Consider the following 16,123-nt stretch of genomic DNA (forward strand, 5'->3'; position numbering starts at 1 on the left):
CATCGCTCTCTCGGTGGTCTGTCGCCTATCCGCTATGCCATGGCATCATCAACCACCTCTATTTCCAGATGACTCGAAAGTACGAGGACGCTTCAGGGGGCCTCGCCAGCCTCGGAAACCTATTCCTATGATTCGCTCTACCGATTGACGTCGGTCAAGAGCGCTGGCGGCAATGCGATCGAGACCTACACCTATAGTCAAGGCGGTGATCGGCTCAGCAAAGCCGCGCCCGGTCTTGCAACCGGCACCTACGGGTATCAATCCGGTACGCACTGGCTAACCAGCATTGGCAATAGCGCGCGCACCTACGATGCAAATGGGTCTATGACCGGCAACGCAAGCGGGGGCATTGCGTGGGGTTTTGGCTACAACGGGCGCGGTCGGCTCGCGATGGCCCAGCAGGGGGAAGGCACGCTAGCGACTTACGCTTACGACGCACTGGGCGAGCGTGTGAGCAAGACTGTGGGTACCTCGCAGACACGCTTCGCTTACGACACGGCCGCCCACCTGCTGAGCGAACTGGGGGATGCTTCGCGTGACTATGTGTGGCTCGACAACATGCCGGTTGCAGCGGTGACTGGGGAGGGAGTGGTGTTCATTCACGTCGATGATTTGAATACTCCGCGGGCGGCCACCGACGCCAGCGGCGCACAGGTGTGGACGTTCCCGCGTCGAGCCAATCCGTTTGGCGAGACGCAGCCGAGCACGACCAACGGCACCACCATTAATCTTCGCTTTCCTGGGCAATACTTTGATGCCGAGAGCGGGCTGAATTACAACGTCCATAGGGACTATGAACCCGCGACGGGGCGGTACATCCAGAGCGATCCGATCGGCTTGCGGGGTGGTGTGAGTACTTATGCCTATGTGGGCAATAACCCGCTCACGTATATTGACCCGTTGGGCTTGTGGTCTTTCTCTTTCGAGGCTTACCTTGGGTTTGGCGGCGGTATCCAGTTTGGCCGTGACCCTACGTCTGGCGAATGGTTCTATGGCGGTCGCATTGGCGTAGGCGTGTCAGTTGGTGGCTCGCTCGATCCTGTCGGCAAGCGACCCGGTGCAGACGGTAAGGATTGCACCCATGGCTCAACGCTCGGAATTTTCAATGAGGGCGGAGCCACTGCTTTCTTTGCATCCTGGAATCCGATACAAAACTCAGTCGGCTTGAATCTAGACAGTTCGGGCAACGGGTACGAGGAATATGGGCCGGCCGACTCTCCAACCCTCAATCGAACCCCGAGGAAAGGTTTTGGGATTGGATGGTCCACCGGGATTGAGGTTGTAGGCCACTAGACATGAATGACCTTGCCACCAATTTTGGAAGAATGCCTGGGCCTCTAAAGGTCATAACATTGTTCTCGTTAACGTCAGTGCTGCTTGTCGTTGGGACGATCGTTCCAGGCGGGGCTGTTGTCGGTCAGAAGAAGATCGGCTTCGTGGACTGGTGGATCAACGGCAGCGGACTAGTATTCGCCGTAGCTATTTTTCTTTTCTTCAGAGCGGGGATCTTGCTGCTAAAAACTCGACGGCTTGGTCGACTGGCCTATATATCCGGCGTCGCAGGAATCTACCTTGCAGGCTATTTTATCGAGCGGATCAACGGCGTGAGTTACTCTCGCGACGAATATTTTTATGATCTTCTCTTTGCGGCTTTGCAAGTTATAGCTTTGAGCGCTTATTTTTTTCTGAACCGCCGGGTGAAGGACTTCCTGGTTACGTAGCAAGGCTGCGTAAGCAGATTCGAGCCGCCCGGCTAGTACTTCGCTGCCCGGAGCGGGCTTGCTGCAATGAGGACTTGCTTCAGCGCCAGATACGTCTTATGCCGTTCTCGACAATGGCAAAACCCTGGTTATGCAGAACGCGCAGGTCCTTGCAGCCATAGATGGCTGGCGCTGTTCAAAGTAGTTTCCGATAGGGCGAGGGCGATAAGAGGTCAGTGCGAAGAAGGTGTCTTCGTCAGCGGCCTTCCGAGCCGGAAGAGGTCATGAGCAACGAAGGGCGTCGTTGTGAACTGCACCCCAGGGATTGGACGGGTGTCCAGCTTCCGGGGTGCAGTTCACTTGATTCGCGACGCGGTTTTTCAGGCTACGTGCCCCAGGCTATCCGCAGAAAGCTTTGGATGGCTTGGGGCATTTGCTACCAGATAGCGATTCACCAACGCATCACGCGTCGACTTCGTCATCCTTGAACGCATCAATGGGGATGCATGCGCACATGATGTTCTTGTCGCCGTACACGTTGTCGACGCGCGCGACGGGCGACCAATACTTCTGCAGCTTGAGGCTGGGAAGCGGGAAGGCAGCCAGCTCGCGCGGGTAGGCGTGGGTCCACTCCGTAGCGGTAACCATGGCCGCGGTGTGCGGAGCGTTGCGCAGCGGGTTGTCTTCGCGATCAAGACGGCCATCTTCCACGGCGCGGATTTCTTCGCGGATCTGGATCATGGCGTCGATGAAGCGATCGAGCTCGTGCTGGGATTCGCTTTCGGTCGGTTCGACCATCAGCGTGCCGGCGACCGGGAAGCTCAGGGTCGGGGCGTGGAAGCCGAAGTCGATGAGGCGTTTGGCGACGTCTTCTGCACCGATGCCCGTGGCGTCCTTGAGCGGACGCAGGTCGAGGATGCACTCGTGTGCCACCAGGTCGTTACGGCCGGTGTACAAGGTCTTGAAGTGCGGAGCGAGGCGCTTGGCGATGTAGTTGGCGTTGAGCAGGGCGACCTGGGTTGCCTTGCGCAGACCTTCGGTGCCCATCAGGGTGATGTACATCCAGGAGATGGGCAGGATGGATGCGGAGCCGAAGGTGGCTGCACTGACCATGCCGACATCGCCTTCGTTACCGAGCGCGCGCGGCAGGAACGGCGCCAGATGCGACTTGACGGCGCACGGACCCACGCCCGGGCCACCACCGCCATGCGGGATGCAGAAGGTCTTGTGCAGGTTGAGGTGGGAAACGTCCGAACCCCACTTGCCCGGCTTGGCGACGCCGACCAGCGCATTCATGTTGGCGCCGTCGGTGTAGACCTGGCCACCGTGCTGATGGACGATGTCGCAGATGGCGACAACGTCTTCTTCGAACACGCCATGCGTGGACGGGTAGGTGATCATCAGCGCGGCGAGGCGGTCGGAGTACTTCTCGGCCTTGGCGCGGATGTCTTCCACATCGACGTTGCCGTTGCTGTCGCAGCGAGTAACCACGACCGTCATGCCGCACATCTGGGCGGATGCAGGGTTGGTGCCGTGCGCCGACTCGGGGATCAGGCAGATGTCGCGATGAGCCTCGCCGCGCGAGCGGTGATACGCACGGATGGCGAGCAGGCCAGCGTATTCACCCTGGGCACCGGAGTTGGGCTGCAGGCTGACGGCATCGTAGCCGGTGCATTCCACCAGCATGGCTTCGAGTTCGTCGATGAGCTGCTTGTAGCCGGTGGTCTGGGATGCCGGTGCCAGCGGGTGAATGTTGGCGAACTCCGGCCACGTGACAGGGATCATTTCCGCCGTGGCGTTGAGCTTCATGGTGCACGAGCCCAGCGGGATCATGGTGCGGTCCAGCGCCAGGTCCTTGTCGGAAAGGCCGCGCAGGTAGCGCAGCAGTTCGTGTTCGCTGTGGTGGGTGTTGAACACCGGATGCTGGAGGAAGTCGACATCGCGGCGCAGCGCAGCGGGCAGTGCGTCTGGCGTCGCGGCATCGAGGGCGTCGATGTCGTTGGCCGAGGCACCGAACAGGCTGGCCAGGGCGGCCACGTCGGCGCGGGTGGTGGTTTCGTCCAGGCTGATGCCCACACTGTGCGCGTCGATGGCGCGCAGGTTGATGCCTGCGGCCGCAGCGGCCGTGTGGATGGCAGCAGCGTCGATCCCGGTGACGTGCAGCGTGTCGAAGAAGTTGTCGCCGACGGCAACGTTGGCCTTGCGCAGTGCGCCGGCCAGGATCGCCGCAAGACGATGGGTGCGATGGGCGATGCGCTTCAGGCCATGCGGGCCGTGGTACACGGCATACATGCTGGCCATGACAGCGAGCAGCACCTGCGCGGTACAGATGTTGGACGTGGCCTTCTCGCGACGGATGTGCTGCTCGCGGGTCTGCAGCGTGAGGCGGTAAGCCGGCTTGCCTTCCGCGTCAACGGATACGCCGATGAGGCGGCCCGGCATGGAGCGCTTGTAGGCATCGCGGCAGGCGAGGTATGCCGCATGCGGGCCACCGAAACCGAACGGCACACCGAAGCGCTGGCTGTTGCCCACGACGATGTCCGCGCCCCAGCTGCCCGGCGATGCGATGAGGGTCAGGGCCAGCAGGTCAGTGGCCACGGCGACGATGCCACCACGTGCGTGCACGGCCTCGGCCAGGGCGCGGTAGTCGTTGGCACGACCGAAGGTGTTGGGGTACTGCAGCAGCACGCCGAAGCTGTCGACCGTGGAGCCTTCGGCATCATCACCGATATGCAGTTCGATGCCGATGCCGTCGGCGCGCGTGCGCAGCACTTCCAGCGTCTGCGGATGGACGTCGCGCGACACGAAGAAAACGTTGGATTTGGACTTGGCCGAACGCTTCGCCAGCGTCATCGCTTCGGCGGCCGCAGTGGCCTCGTCCAGCAGCGATGCGTTGGAGATGTCCATGCCAGTGAGGTCGGCGACCATCGTCTGGAAGTTGATCAGCGCTTCCATGCGGCCCTGGGAGATTTCTGCCTGGTACGGCGTATAGGCCGTGTACCACGCCGGATTCTCCAGCACGTTGCGCAGGATCACGTTGGGCGTGTGGGTGCCGTAGTAGCCCTGGCCGATGAAGCTGCGGAACACGGTATTGCGGTTGGCAATGGCGCGAATGCGGGCCAGTGCGTCCACTTCCGTGATGCTCTCCGGCAGTGCCAGCGGCGCGGGTGACTTGATGGAGGCGGGCACGATGGCGTCGGTGAGGCTTTCAAGCGACGCCTGTCCGACCACATGGAGCATGTCCGCGATTTCAGCGTCGTTCGGGCCGATGTGGCGCTCGACGAAGGCGTCGTGGTTTTCGAGTTCGCGCAGCGAAGGATGGGATGTCTGGCTCATGGGTAGGGGCGTCCGGATACAACGTGCCGTGCCGCACGTGGGGCGCCCCTCTGTCCTTTTGCCTGAGAGTTTGGAGGGGCATGAAAGCCGCCTCTTGCACCTTCGGCGCCGGATCTAACCGGTCTCTCCAGAGTGTTTCCGTGCACGGTGGTTTGGGAGCCTGAGCGATTACGGGCGTTGCGCCTTCGGCAGCGGGTCGGACCCGCTTCTCCCACCGAGCAATATGACGGGGATTATAACCCGGCGCGGTGGGCGTTTGCCGACAGGGCGAGGCGCTGGTCAGGGTCGGGCCAGGCTGTGCTTACCGGGGATGGGGCCATGCCCGGGAGCGCTGGCGTCCCGCGCGCCGGTGATACAGCCACGGAGGCCGCTCCACGGCGCGATTTTCCGGCTCCCGGACCCCCCGGCGGGCTGGATCTATGATGAGCTTCAGCCCTTTGAGGAGACCCAGGCAGATGGCCAGCACCCCCTTTGCACTGCAAGGCATCGACCACGTGGTATTGCGGGTCATCGACAGCGCGGTGATGGAGCGTTTCTACCGGGAGGTGCTTGGCTGTGTGCCGGAGCGCCGCCAGGACGAGATCGGGCTGGTGCAACTGCGTGCCGGGGCGGCTTTGATCGACCTGGTGGCGGTCGACAGCAAGCTCGGGCGCATGGGTGGGCCAGCGCCTGGCGAGAGGGCGCATAACGTGGATCACATCTGCCTGCGTATCGACCGTTTTGACGAAGCGGCCATCCGCGCGCACCTGGAAGCGCACGGTGTGCGTGTGGGTGAGGTGGGATCGCGCTATGGCGCGGGCGGCGAAGGTTTGTCGATCTACCTGTACGACCCGCAGGGCAACATGGTGGAACTCAGGGCCACGTAATCAGGCAATTCCTGCCCGGCCTTCGGGGAGTGTCGTGTTCTGTCCGGTCAGTGGCCCTGTTCGCTGGTCAGGCTTTGTCTGATTGCGTCGTAGGGCGTGTGCACATGATCGGTCAAGTCAGACTAACGACGTGATCAGCGCAGCATCTTCGCTGATCTTCCAGCGGCTCGTTGCGCGTGCGCCTTGAGGACGCCTAAGACTTCTTCCGAAGTATTTCGCCTATGTTCGAACCTCCCCAACGACACGGAGGTTTTATGAAAAGGCGGCTTCTTCTTTCCTCATTTTCAGCTGCAATGTTTGCGGCTGGCATGAGCATTTCCCTGCTGGCATCTGCGGAGGTTCGCGCGAGTGCCAGTGTGTCAGCGAGCTTCAGCACGCTGGTGGCATTTGGCGGCGTTGAGGTATCGGCCGATTCGATGCAGGCGGCCGGAGCGTCCCGCGTCATCAAGGGTGCATCGCTTGCAGGCAGTGATCTTCAGCAGCTTTACAGTGCGCCCGATGGCGATGTGGTGGCGATGGTTGCGTCGAAGGATCTGCCGCTGTCGCAGCGGGACACCGAGACGCTGCAGCGGTTGATGCTTACGAAGATTCCTGTGTTCATCCGCATGAATGGGCAGTCGTCCGTCGACCGGCAGAGGGTGGCGATGCTGCTGGGTGTTGCGCCGAAGGGAGAGTCCGCCCTTGTCCATCGCGACACATCGGGCGACATGATGGTATTTCTTCCTTCCACCACGGAGGCAGCCAGCGACGGCGCCATCCTGCGCGACCTGCGAGCCGCGCGGGCCATGCAGGTTGAAGCGGAGGCCGACGCACCTGCGGCCCCCGTGAAGAAGTCAGTCCGTACGGCCAGGTCGATGAGCGCTGTCGCCTCAGTGAATTCGGTCACTACCCCGCCGGAGATTTCGTTTGCGCCCATTCGCCGCTACAAGCTTTTTCCCGTCAGCAAGGAGAATGGCATCGGCGGAGGTACGACCATCGAGGTGGCGCGTGCGGTCACTCAGGTCGGCGACCGCAAGATCATCACGGTAACGTCCGACATGGATATCACGCCGCCGTATGTCGGGTACTACCGGACGCCGGAAACGATCTACAACCAGTTTGCGTTGCCGACAAACTACGGGGCGACCCACCAGGTGTCGTATACGCCGCCGGAAGGGGGCGAGGAACTCCTCCGAAACCTGGACTATCTGCCCAAGTCCGACGGCCGCACCGATTTCGACTTCAACGACACGAGCACGGTGACTACCACCTTTGGTGGCACCGCCGGTGCAGAGGTCAGCTCGTCGGGCAAACCGGATGAGGCGCTTGCGGCGAAGGCGTCCGTGCAGGCTTCAGCCAGTTACACCAAAACGCGTACGCGTGCGTTGAGCATGAAGTTCACCGATTATTCCCTGCAGGCCTCGTCGGCCGAGTTGGGGCGGGTCAGCTGGAAGGCTCCGATTGCATCGCGTGCTTACCATAATGTGCTCAATGGCAATGGCGGCGGGTTGTGGTGGAGGCGCTATCACACGTCCCATCATGTGGTAAGTGCGATGACGCCGATGATGCGATCGGCACATCTGGCCGGCGAGTCCACCTGGTCGGTGCCCGGCGCCTCTGACGGGAATGTCACGGTCACAGTGAAAGTGGCCTTCGAGAGGGCCGAGTACCGTTCGCCAAGCACGAGATTGTTGCGCCACGTCAATAAGGAGGCGGTAGCCAGCATCGAGATTCCGATGGAGGACCCGTACCTCACGCGCGAAATGACCGTGCTCATCAGTTCCTGGGAGGATGGCCGGTGCCTGGCTGGCGTGGAGGGCAGGGCCGAACTCCTTGCATGCAACAAGGCTGACCGGCGTCAGATGTGGTCACTGGATACGAACGACCGCTACGTCAACTTCGCATCCAAGACGTGCCTGACCGCTACCAGGGGCAACCAGCCGGTGTCGCTCCAGCCATGCGTCCTCAACGGAAACAACCAGCGCTGGCGCTGGCTGGCTGACCGCCTGCATCTGTATCGCGGCGGCACCCGTGGTGACCGGTTGTTCGTGAAAAACGGCGAGCTTCATTCGTCGGTGCCGAGTCCGGGCATCGAGAGCTTCCCCGTCAACAGTCACCACCCCTTGCTGCCGCCGTATCCCAGCTATCCCTCGCCGCCGTTCCCGGGCGAGCTGGTGCCGGCACCGTCACATGTGGCGTCACCCACGCGCGTCGATCCGTCCGTGGTGAATCTGCCGCCGGTCGATGATCGTCAGCGCTGGGACGTGCAGGTGCTTCGCAGCGGGTTGTAGCGGTGGGTGGGTGCGCGCGTTCGCCCGAGGGCGCGCGCACTTCTGCATGAATGGATGCCTTCGGTAGCGAAGGCCAAAAAAAACGAAGCCCCGCATCTGCGGGGCTTCGTCTATAATTGGTGCCCAAGAGAGGACTCGAACCTCCACGGTTTTACCCGCTAGTACCTGAAACTAGTGCGTCTACCAATTCCGCCACCTGGGCAGGTGTCCCGAGACGTTTGCGCCTCGTGAGCCGCGTAGATTAGGCATCGACCTCACTCTTGTCAACAGTCTTTCTACATTTGGATGCGAAAATGATCGCGTCCCCTCATACAAGGTTTATTCGTGACAAAAAGCAAACAAGGTTCCGGCGGTACGCGTGGGCCCAAGAAACCCCGCGCGACGCGCCCGACCAAGGCGCTGGAACGTTATCGCGACACCATGCCCCCGCGACCTGTGGACCCGCAGGCCGATCGCGAGGCGCGCCGATACGAGCAGCCCATCCCCAGCCGTGAGGCCATCCTCTCGTTATTGAACGAGCGGGGCGAATTGCTCTCCGCCGAAGCCATTGCGCTGGCGCTTGGCCTGTTTACCGAATACGACATCAACGCACTGGGCAAGCGCCTGGCTGCGATGATCCGCGATGGCCAGCTGCTTCAGAATCGCCGCGGCACCTATGCCCCGGCCCAGAAACTCAGCCTGCTGCCGGGTCGCGTCATTGCCAATGCCGAAGGCTATGGCTTCCTGCGCCCGGATGAAGGCGGCGAGGATCTTTACCTGTCACCCCAGCAGATGCGCACCGTGATGCACGGCGACCGTGTGCTGGCCAGCGTGGTGGGCATCGACCGTCGCGGTCGTCGTCAGGGCGCCATCGTCGAAGTGCTGGAGCGCCGCTCGCCCAGGCTGGTGGGGCGCATCGTGGTCGAAAACGGCATGACGCTCGTCGAGCCGGATGACCGTCGCCTGCATCAGAACATCATGATTCCCGCCGGTCGCGAAGCCGGCGCGCGTCAGGGCCAGATCGTGGTGGTGGAAATCACCGATCCGCCGTCTGCCCACCGCGGCCCGCTGGGCACCATCCGCGCTGTGCTGGGCGAGCGTCTGCAGCCGTCGCTGGTGGTCGAGATGGCCATCGCCAGCCACGACCTCCCGCACGAATTCCCGCCCCAGGTCGTCCGTCAGGCTGAAGAGGTTGAGCCGCAGGTCACGGCCGCTGATCGGGCAGGGCGCACGGATATCCGTCACCTTCCGCTGGTCACCATTGATGGTGAAGATGCGCGCGACTTCGACGACGCTGTTTACGCCGAACCGCTGAAAGACGGCGGCTTCCGCCTGATCGTGGCCATCGCCGACGTGTCCTATTACGTGCCGGTCGGTACTCCGTTGGATGTGGAAGCGTACGAGCGCAGCACGTCCACGTACTTCCCGGGCTTCGTGGTGCCCATGCTTCCTGAAACGCTGTCCAATGGCATCTGTTCGTTGATGCCGAAGGTCGAGCGCATGTGCATGGTGTGCGACATGGAGATCGACGAGGAAGGCGAGGTTGTCCGTTCGAAGTTCTATGACGCCGTGATGCTGTCGCATGCGCGCCTCACCTATAACAAGGTGTGGCAGGCCGTGGGTGAGCGCAACAAGGATGTCCGTCAGGAAATTTCCGACGTGTTGCCCCAGGTGGAAAACCTTCACCGTCTCTACAAGTCGATGGCCAAGGCACGCAAGCGTCGTGGCGCCATTGATTTTGAAACGCCTGAAGTCAAGTTCCGCCTCGCGCAGTCCGGTGAAGTGGTGGCCATGGGTGCGCAGCCGCGCAACGATGCGCACAAGCTCATCGAGGAATGCATGATTGCGGCCAACGTGCAGGCGGCGAAGTTCCTCTCCCGGCGCAAGATCCCCGCGCTGTACCGCGTGCATGCACCGCCGCCGGCCGAGAAGTACGAAGACCTTTTGCAGTTCCTGCGCGAGTTCAAGCTGAAAATGCCGCCTGCGGACGAAGTCACGCCGGCCGATTTCTCGGCGCTGCTGAAAAAAGTGCACGACCGTCCGGAAGCGGCACTGATCCAGTCCGTGCTGCTGCGTGCGCAAAGCATGGCCGTGTATCACCCGCAGAATGAAGGCCACTTTGGTCTGGCGCTGGAAGCGTACGCACACTTCACTTCGCCGATCCGTCGTTACCCCGATCTGCTCGTGCATCGCGCCATCCGCTACGCCATCACGAAGAAGAAGGCGCCCGAATACACCTACACCGACACGGAAATGGCCGCCATGGCCATCCATTGCTCGCAGCGCGAGCGCCGTGCGGAAGAGGCCGAGCGCGACGTCGACGAGCGCTTCAAGTGCGCGTGGATGGAAAAGCACGTGGGCGAGGAATTCGACGGCACGGTTACTGGCGTCACCTCCTTTGGTCTGTTTGTCGAGCTGATCGAGTCGCGCGTGTCCGGTCTGGTGCATGTGTCCCAGCTGCCGAACGACTACTACAAGTTCGATCCCATCCGTCACCTGCTGGCTGGCGAACGCACGGGCACGCAGTATCGTCTTGGCGATCACGTACGCGTGCAGGTGCTGCGCGCCAGCCTGGAAGATCGCAAGATCGACTTCCGTCTGGTGGCCCGCATCGAGTTGCCGCTGGCGTCAAAGTCGAAAGAAGCCGTAATCAAGCCGGCAGCGAAGTCGGGCATGGGTGCGGCACTGGGTCGCGCCGCGAAAGCTGTGGGTCGTGTGTTTGGCCGGGGCAAGAAGGTCGCCAGCGAGCCGCAGGCGAGCGATAATCCGCCTCCTGCGCCGAAGTCGCCGTCGCGTCGTCGCGAAGAGCCCGAAGCGGTCGCTTCCCGTCCGCCGCGTCGCAAGGCTGCTGCCGTTGAGGCGCCGCGTCCGGCGGGTCGTGCCGGTACACCGGCCGCCGCGAAGAGTGGTGGTCGCTCGCGCGCTGCGGCGGAGCCGGCACCGGCGCCCACGCGCAGGAAAACACCGAAGAAACCACGGAGCAAGCCCCGGTCATGAGTGAAACCTGGATAGTCGGCATCAACCCGGTCGAAGGCGCGCTCGCCAACGACCCGGAGCGTGTCCGCGAAGTACTGACCGAGCAGGGCTCGAAAAACGCACGCGTCGGCGAAATCGCCGATGCGGCGCGCAAGTTGAAAATTCCGGTCAAGCCGGTCGCGCGTGAACAGCTGGAAAAACTGGGCGGCGAAGCGCGTCACCAGGGCGTCATTGCGCGTTACGACGTCCCGCCGATGCGTGGCGAGAACGACCTCCCGGACCTGCTGGAAGCGGCCGGCGCCAACGCGCTGGTGCTGGTGCTTGATGGCGTGACCGATCCGCACAACCTGGGCGCATGCCTGCGCAGTGCGGCAGCGGCAAACGTCACCGCCGTGGTCGTGCCCAAAGATCGTGCCGTTGGCATCACGCCTACGGTGCGCCGTGCGTCGGCAGGTGGAGCGGACCTCGTTCCGGTCATTGCCGCCACCAACCTGGCGCGCGCCATGCGCATGCTGAAAGATGCCGGTGTGTGGATCACCGGCCTGGATGGCGACACCCAGCAGTCGATCTATGGCATCGACCTGAAGGGCCCCATCGCGCTGGTGATGGGCAGCGAAGGCGACGGCATGCGCCGGCTGACGCGGGACACCTGTGATTTCGTGGCCAAGATCCCGATGCCCGGTGGCATGGAGAGCCTCAACGTCTCCGTGGCCACGGGTATCGTTCTGTTCGAGGCACTGCGGCAGCGCGGAGGCAAGTGATGGAAACGCACTTCTTGTGGCATGACTGGGTAGGTCTGGCAGGTGTCGGCCTGGTCCTCATCGCGTTCTTCATGCTTCAGGCACGCCAGCTCAGCGGCCAGTCGTATGTGTACCAGTCGATGAACCTGCTGGGTGCGTTGGGAATCCTGCTGTCGCTGATCTTTGGCGAGTTCAACCTGTCCGCATTCCTGCAGGAACTGGCCTGGTTTCTCATCAGCGGTTACGGCATCGCGCGTGGCGTGCGTGAGCGTCGCGCGGCGAAATTTACCGCCCCGTAGTAGAATGGCGCCGCTCCGACGCAATGTCGGGGCGGCTTCGGGGACGACCCCGAACGCGCATTATCCTCCGCGGGGACGACCCCGCCTTTGCGGAGACACGCCATGTCATGGATCGTGCTTGCTCTTGCTGGTCTGTTTGAAATCGTCTGGGCTATCGGGCTGAAATACACCGAAGGCTTTACCCGCCTGTGGCCGAGCGTCGGCACGGGTGCCGCCATGGTGGTTAGCATCTGGCTGCTTTCCACCGCGACCCGAAGCCTTCCCATCGGTACCGCTTATGCCGTGTGGACAGGCATTGGCGCCGTGGGCGCCGTGATTCTGGGTATCGTGCTTTTTGGCGAATCCGCAGCACCGTTGCGGTTGCTGTGCGTCGGCCTGATCGTGGCCGGCATTCTGGGCCTGAAGCTCACGGCCTGACCGCAACCGGCTGCCATGTGGGAGCGTGTTCGCTCCCACAGCAGGCTTGCCCGGGCTGGTATTACTTGGTCTCGAAGTCTGCGCTGGCCGTCAGGTCGCGCTTGGCGCGGGGAGCCACCAGCGGCTCGCCGTGCACCACGAACCAGACGTTTTCCGCGATGTTGGTTGCATGATCGCCGATGCGCTCGATGTTCTTGGCCATGAACAGCAGATGCGTGCACGGAGTGATGTTGCGCGGGTCTTCCATCATGTAGGTCAGCAGCGAGCGGAAGAGGACGGTGTATGCGTCGTCCAGCTCTGCATCGTCTTTCCATACCTGGTACGCGGCCTCTGCATCGCGGTCGCGGTAGGCGATCAATACCTTGCGCAGCAGTTCATTGGCCAGGTCGGCCAGGTGCGCGAGGCCACCGGCCACGGCGACGGGCGCCACCAGGTTCAGTGGAATGGAGCGCTTGGCCACGTTGGCCGCGTAGTCGCCGATGCGTTCGATGTCGGCCGCAATACGCAGGGCAGCGAACACATTGCGCAGGTCGCCCGCGATGGGAGCGCGCAGCGCCAGCAGGCGGACCACGTCGTGGCTGATTTCCTGCTCCATGACGTCGATGGCGTCGTCGTTGTCGACCACGCGCTGGGCAGCGCGCTCGTCGCGACGGGCCACCACTTCGATGGCGCCCTCAAGCTGCTTGGCAGCCAGTTCGCCCATGCGCACGATTTCGCCGGTCAGCCGGGTCAGTTCGTCGTCGTAGCTCTTGATGATGTGTTCGCGGGACATGCGCTTTGCCTTGAAGTAATGGTTAAGGCCTAGCCGAAGCGGCCGGTGATGTAGTCTTCGGTCTGCTTCTTGTTGGGCTTGGTGAAGATCTTTTCAGTGCGGTCGAACTCGATCAGCTCGCCCATGTACATGAACGCGGTGAGGTCCGAGCAGCGTGCCGCCTGCTGCATGTTATGCGTCACGATGACGATGGTGAAATCGTTTTTCAGTTCTTCCACCAGCTGTTCGATACGGCTGGTGGCGATGGGATCAAGCGCCGAGGTCGGCTCGTCCAGCAGCAGGACTTCCGGCTTCAGGGCAATGCCACGGGCGATGCACAGACGCTGCTGCTGACCACCGGAGAGGCCAAGTGCGCTCTGCTTGAGCTTGTCTTTCACCTCGTCCCACAGCGCAGCGCTGCGAAGCGCCTGCTCCACACGGATTTCCATGTCGGCGCGGGAAAGTTTCTCGTGGTGGCGGATGCCGTAGGCCACGTTCTCGAAAATGGTCATCGGGAAGGGCACGGGCTTCTGGAACACCATGCCGACCTTGCTGCGCAGGCGGTTCAGCGAGTACTTCGGATCGAGGATGTTCTCGCCGTCCAGCACGATTTCACCAGAAGCGACCAGCTTCGGATAAATGGCGTAGATGCGGTTGAAGATGCGCAGCAGGGTGGACTTGCCGCAGCCGGACGGGCCGATGATGGCCGTGACCTTCTTCTCGGGGATGTCCATCGCGATGTTCTTCAGCGCGTGGAATTCACCGTAGTGGAAATTGAGGTCGCGAACCGTCATTTTCGCAGCGGCCATGGTGCCGTCGGAAGCGCTGGCCTGGGCCGTGGCGGCGAAGCTGGGAGCGGCTTCGTTCATGTTAGTCATTGGACACCTTGGAGCGCGAGAACGCGAAGCGGGCAGTGAGGCTGAGCAGCAGGACGAACATGGTCAGGACGAATGCACCGGCCCACGCAAGCGTGTTGATGTCCGGGCTGGGATCCTTCGTGTATTCGTAGATGACCTGCGGAAGGCTCGGCATCTTGTCCAGCGGATTGAAGGTCATGAAGTTGTTGCCGAAGGCGGTGAACAGCAGCGGGGCGGTTTCGCCGCTGATGCGCGCCAGGGCAAGCAGCACGCCGGTCACGATACCGGATCGCGCCGAGCGGATCAGGATCTGCACCGTGAGCTTCCACTGCGGCACGCCGAGCGACAGCGCAGCTTCTCGCAGCGTGGAGGGCACCAGGCGGAGCATTTCGTCCGTGGTGCGCACGATGACGGGCAGGGCGATCAGGGCCAGCGCAATACCGCCGGCAAAGCCGGAGAAGGTGATATCGCCATTGGTAGCCCACTTCATGGGCAGCACGATGATCGTATAGGCGAACAGGCCCAGCACGATGGAGGGGGCCGAAAGAAGAATGTCGTTGAGGAAGCGGATCACCGGCCCGAGGCGCGAGCGCAGCGAATATTCCGACAGCCACGTACCGGCCATCACGCCAATGGGCGTGGCAATAAGGATGCCCAGCGAGTTGAGGATCAGGCTGCCGACCATCGCGTTGGCCAGGCCGCCTTCCTCACGATACGCGGTGATCCTGGTGAACAGCTGCGGCTTCAGCGCGGAAATGCCCTGGCTCAGGGTCTCCCACAGAATCCAGGCCAGAAACAGAAGGCCGACGCCGGTCGCCAGAACGCTGAGCACCATGGCGATGATGTTCTTGAGGCGGCGGCGGGCGTAAATGTGCGAGGTGGCCATCAGCGGCCCTCCTTGTTGCCAAGCTGGCGCAGCATCAGGCGCGCAATCAGCAGCACGATGAAGGTGACCACGAACAGCAGGAAGGCCAGCGCCATCAATGCAGACTTCTGCAGGCCCTCTGCCTCACCGAACTGGTTGGCGATGGTCGAGGCAATGGAGCTGCCGGTTTCCAGAATGGACGGGGTGAACTTGAACGTGTTGCCCAGCACGAAGGCCACGGCCATCGTTTCGCCGAGCGCGCGGCCCAGGCCGAGGAACACGCCGCCGATCACGGCCGAGCGTGTGTAGGGCAGCACGATGTCCCACACCACTTCCCATGTGCTCGAACCCAGCGCATACGCCGACTCCTTCAGGCGCGTGGGCACCGTCTGGAACACTTCGCGCATCACCGAGGAGATGAACGGGATGATCATGATGGCCAGGACCATGCCGGCGGTGAGCACACCTGCGCCGAAGAATGGGTATTCGCTGGAGAAGAACTTCGCGATCCACGGCACATGCTGCACCAGCCAGGAAATCTGGCCATCCGGCGGCGTGTCGCTGAAGTTGTTCATCAGCCACGGCTTGACGTGCGCAGCCACGAAGGGGGCGAAAATGAAAAGGCCCCACATGCCGTAGATGATCGAGGGGATGCCGGCCAGAAGTTCGATGGCCGAGCTGACCGGGCCGCGCAACCACGAAGGGGCGATCTCGGTAAGAAACAGGGCGATGCCGAAGCTGATCGGCACGGCAATAATCAGGGCGATAAGCGCGGTAATCACCGTGCCCATGACTGGCACGAGCGCGCCATAGCGGTCGTTGCCCGGGTCCCAGGCATCACTGGTGAGGAAGCCCCAGCCAAACGTACCGAAGGCATCACTGCCGCCCCACAGCGTGGAAGCTGCGGCGCCAAGCAGGGCCACAAGCACCAGCAGGGCGCAGCTTTTGAGCACCCAGCCGAACACCCGGTCGTTGCGTGCATCTCGCGCGTTGCGCGCCGCCTCCGCCTGACGGGCGGGTGAGACGGTGGGATTGACGCTTGCGTGCATGGGGCTTGGCTTTCCTGT

General features: G+C 62.4%; 13 protein-coding genes, 1 tRNA gene and 1 riboswitch. Of the genes, 8 read left to right on the plus strand and 6 right to left on the minus strand.

Annotation, left to right across the window (positions count from 1 at the left end):
* Nucleotides 1-144 precede the first annotated feature (144 nt).
* Nucleotides 145-1,293, plus strand: a complete 1,149-nt coding sequence (locus FHW69_RS19165; protein ID WP_305067783.1) for an RHS repeat-associated core domain-containing protein — start codon at nt 145-147, stop codon at nt 1,291-1,293.
* Between the two features lie 2 nt (nt 1,294-1,295).
* Nucleotides 1,296-1,721, plus strand: coding sequence for a hypothetical protein (locus FHW69_RS17725; protein WP_183424440.1), 426 nt, complete (start codon nt 1,296-1,298; stop codon nt 1,719-1,721).
* Between the two features lie 441 nt (nt 1,722-2,162).
* Here FHW69_RS17725 and gcvP read toward each other — a convergent pair whose 3' ends face one another.
* Complete coding sequence (gene gcvP / locus FHW69_RS17730) at nt 2,163-5,036, minus strand: aminomethyl-transferring glycine dehydrogenase (RefSeq protein ID WP_183424441.1); 2,874 nt, start codon at nt 5,034-5,036, stop codon at nt 2,163-2,165.
* 40 nt (nt 5,037-5,076) lie between these two features.
* Nucleotides 5,077-5,177: riboswitch (glycine riboswitch) on the minus strand.
* Nucleotides 5,178-5,491: 314 nt separating this feature from the next.
* Between gcvP and FHW69_RS17735 the strand changes: the two genes are divergently transcribed.
* Together FHW69_RS17735 and FHW69_RS17740 are read left to right on the plus strand one after the other, a co-directional pair.
* A complete protein-coding gene (locus FHW69_RS17735; protein WP_183424442.1) occupies nt 5,492-5,902 on the plus strand; it encodes a VOC family protein in 411 nt (136 codons plus the stop codon).
* A gap of 308 nt (nt 5,903-6,210) precedes the next feature.
* The gene (locus FHW69_RS17740) at nt 6,211-8,172 is read left to right on the plus strand and encodes an RICIN domain-containing protein (RefSeq protein ID WP_183424443.1); all 1,962 of its coding nucleotides are present in this window, start codon (nt 6,211-6,213) and stop codon (nt 8,170-8,172) included.
* Nucleotides 8,173-8,289: 117 nt separating this feature from the next.
* Here FHW69_RS17740 and FHW69_RS17745 read toward each other — a convergent pair.
* A tRNA-Leu gene (locus FHW69_RS17745) sits at nt 8,290-8,374 on the minus strand.
* 218 nt (nt 8,375-8,592) lie between these two features.
* Between FHW69_RS17745 and rnr the strand changes: the two genes are divergently transcribed.
* The 4 genes from rnr to sugE all read left to right on the plus strand — a co-directional run bounded on the left by rnr (nt 8,593) and on the right by sugE (nt 12,583).
* Nucleotides 8,593-11,148, plus strand: a complete 2,556-nt coding sequence (gene rnr / locus FHW69_RS17750) for a ribonuclease R (protein ID WP_183424511.1) — start codon at nt 8,593-8,595, stop codon at nt 11,146-11,148.
* Complete coding sequence (gene rlmB, locus FHW69_RS17755) at nt 11,145-11,888, plus strand: 23S rRNA (guanosine(2251)-2'-O)-methyltransferase RlmB (RefSeq protein ID WP_183424444.1); 744 nt, start codon at nt 11,145-11,147, stop codon at nt 11,886-11,888. Before rnr ends, rlmB begins: the two co-directional genes overlap by 4 nt.
* Complete coding sequence (locus tag FHW69_RS17760; protein WP_183424445.1) at nt 11,888-12,166, plus strand: hypothetical protein; 279 nt, start codon at nt 11,888-11,890, stop codon at nt 12,164-12,166. The genes rlmB and FHW69_RS17760 overlap by 1 nt, the downstream gene beginning before the upstream one ends.
* 102 nt (nt 12,167-12,268) lie before the next feature.
* Entirely contained in the window at nt 12,269-12,583 is a 315-nt protein-coding gene (gene sugE / locus FHW69_RS17765; RefSeq protein ID WP_183424446.1) for a quaternary ammonium compound efflux SMR transporter SugE, read from the plus strand.
* Between the two features lie 61 nt (nt 12,584-12,644).
* Here sugE and phoU read toward each other — a convergent pair whose 3' ends face one another.
* The 4 genes from phoU to pstC all read right to left on the minus strand — a co-directional run bounded on the left by phoU (nt 12,645) and on the right by pstC (nt 16,105).
* A complete protein-coding gene (gene phoU, locus FHW69_RS17770; RefSeq protein ID WP_183424447.1) occupies nt 12,645-13,355 on the minus strand; it encodes a phosphate signaling complex protein PhoU in 711 nt (236 codons plus the stop codon).
* A 29-nt stretch (nt 13,356-13,384) separates the two neighbouring features.
* A complete protein-coding gene (gene pstB / locus FHW69_RS17775) occupies nt 13,385-14,143 on the minus strand; it encodes a phosphate ABC transporter ATP-binding protein PstB (protein WP_255494888.1) in 759 nt (252 codons plus the stop codon).
* Nucleotides 14,144-14,204: 61 nt separating this feature from the next.
* Entirely contained in the window at nt 14,205-15,077 is an 873-nt protein-coding gene (pstA, locus tag FHW69_RS17780; RefSeq protein WP_183424448.1) for a phosphate ABC transporter permease PstA, read from the minus strand.
* Nucleotides 15,077-16,105 carry a phosphate ABC transporter permease subunit PstC gene (gene pstC / locus FHW69_RS17785; RefSeq protein WP_183424449.1) on the minus strand — a complete coding sequence of 343 codons (1,029 nt, stop codon included), beginning with the start codon at nt 16,103-16,105 and terminating at the stop codon, nt 15,077-15,079. The genes pstA and pstC overlap by 1 nt, the downstream gene beginning before the upstream one ends.
* Between the last annotated feature and the right edge of the window lie 18 nt (nt 16,106-16,123).

It is taken from the genome of Luteibacter sp. Sphag1AF (genome assembly GCF_014192715.1).
Classification (GTDB): domain Bacteria; phylum Pseudomonadota; class Gammaproteobacteria; order Xanthomonadales; family Rhodanobacteraceae; genus Luteibacter.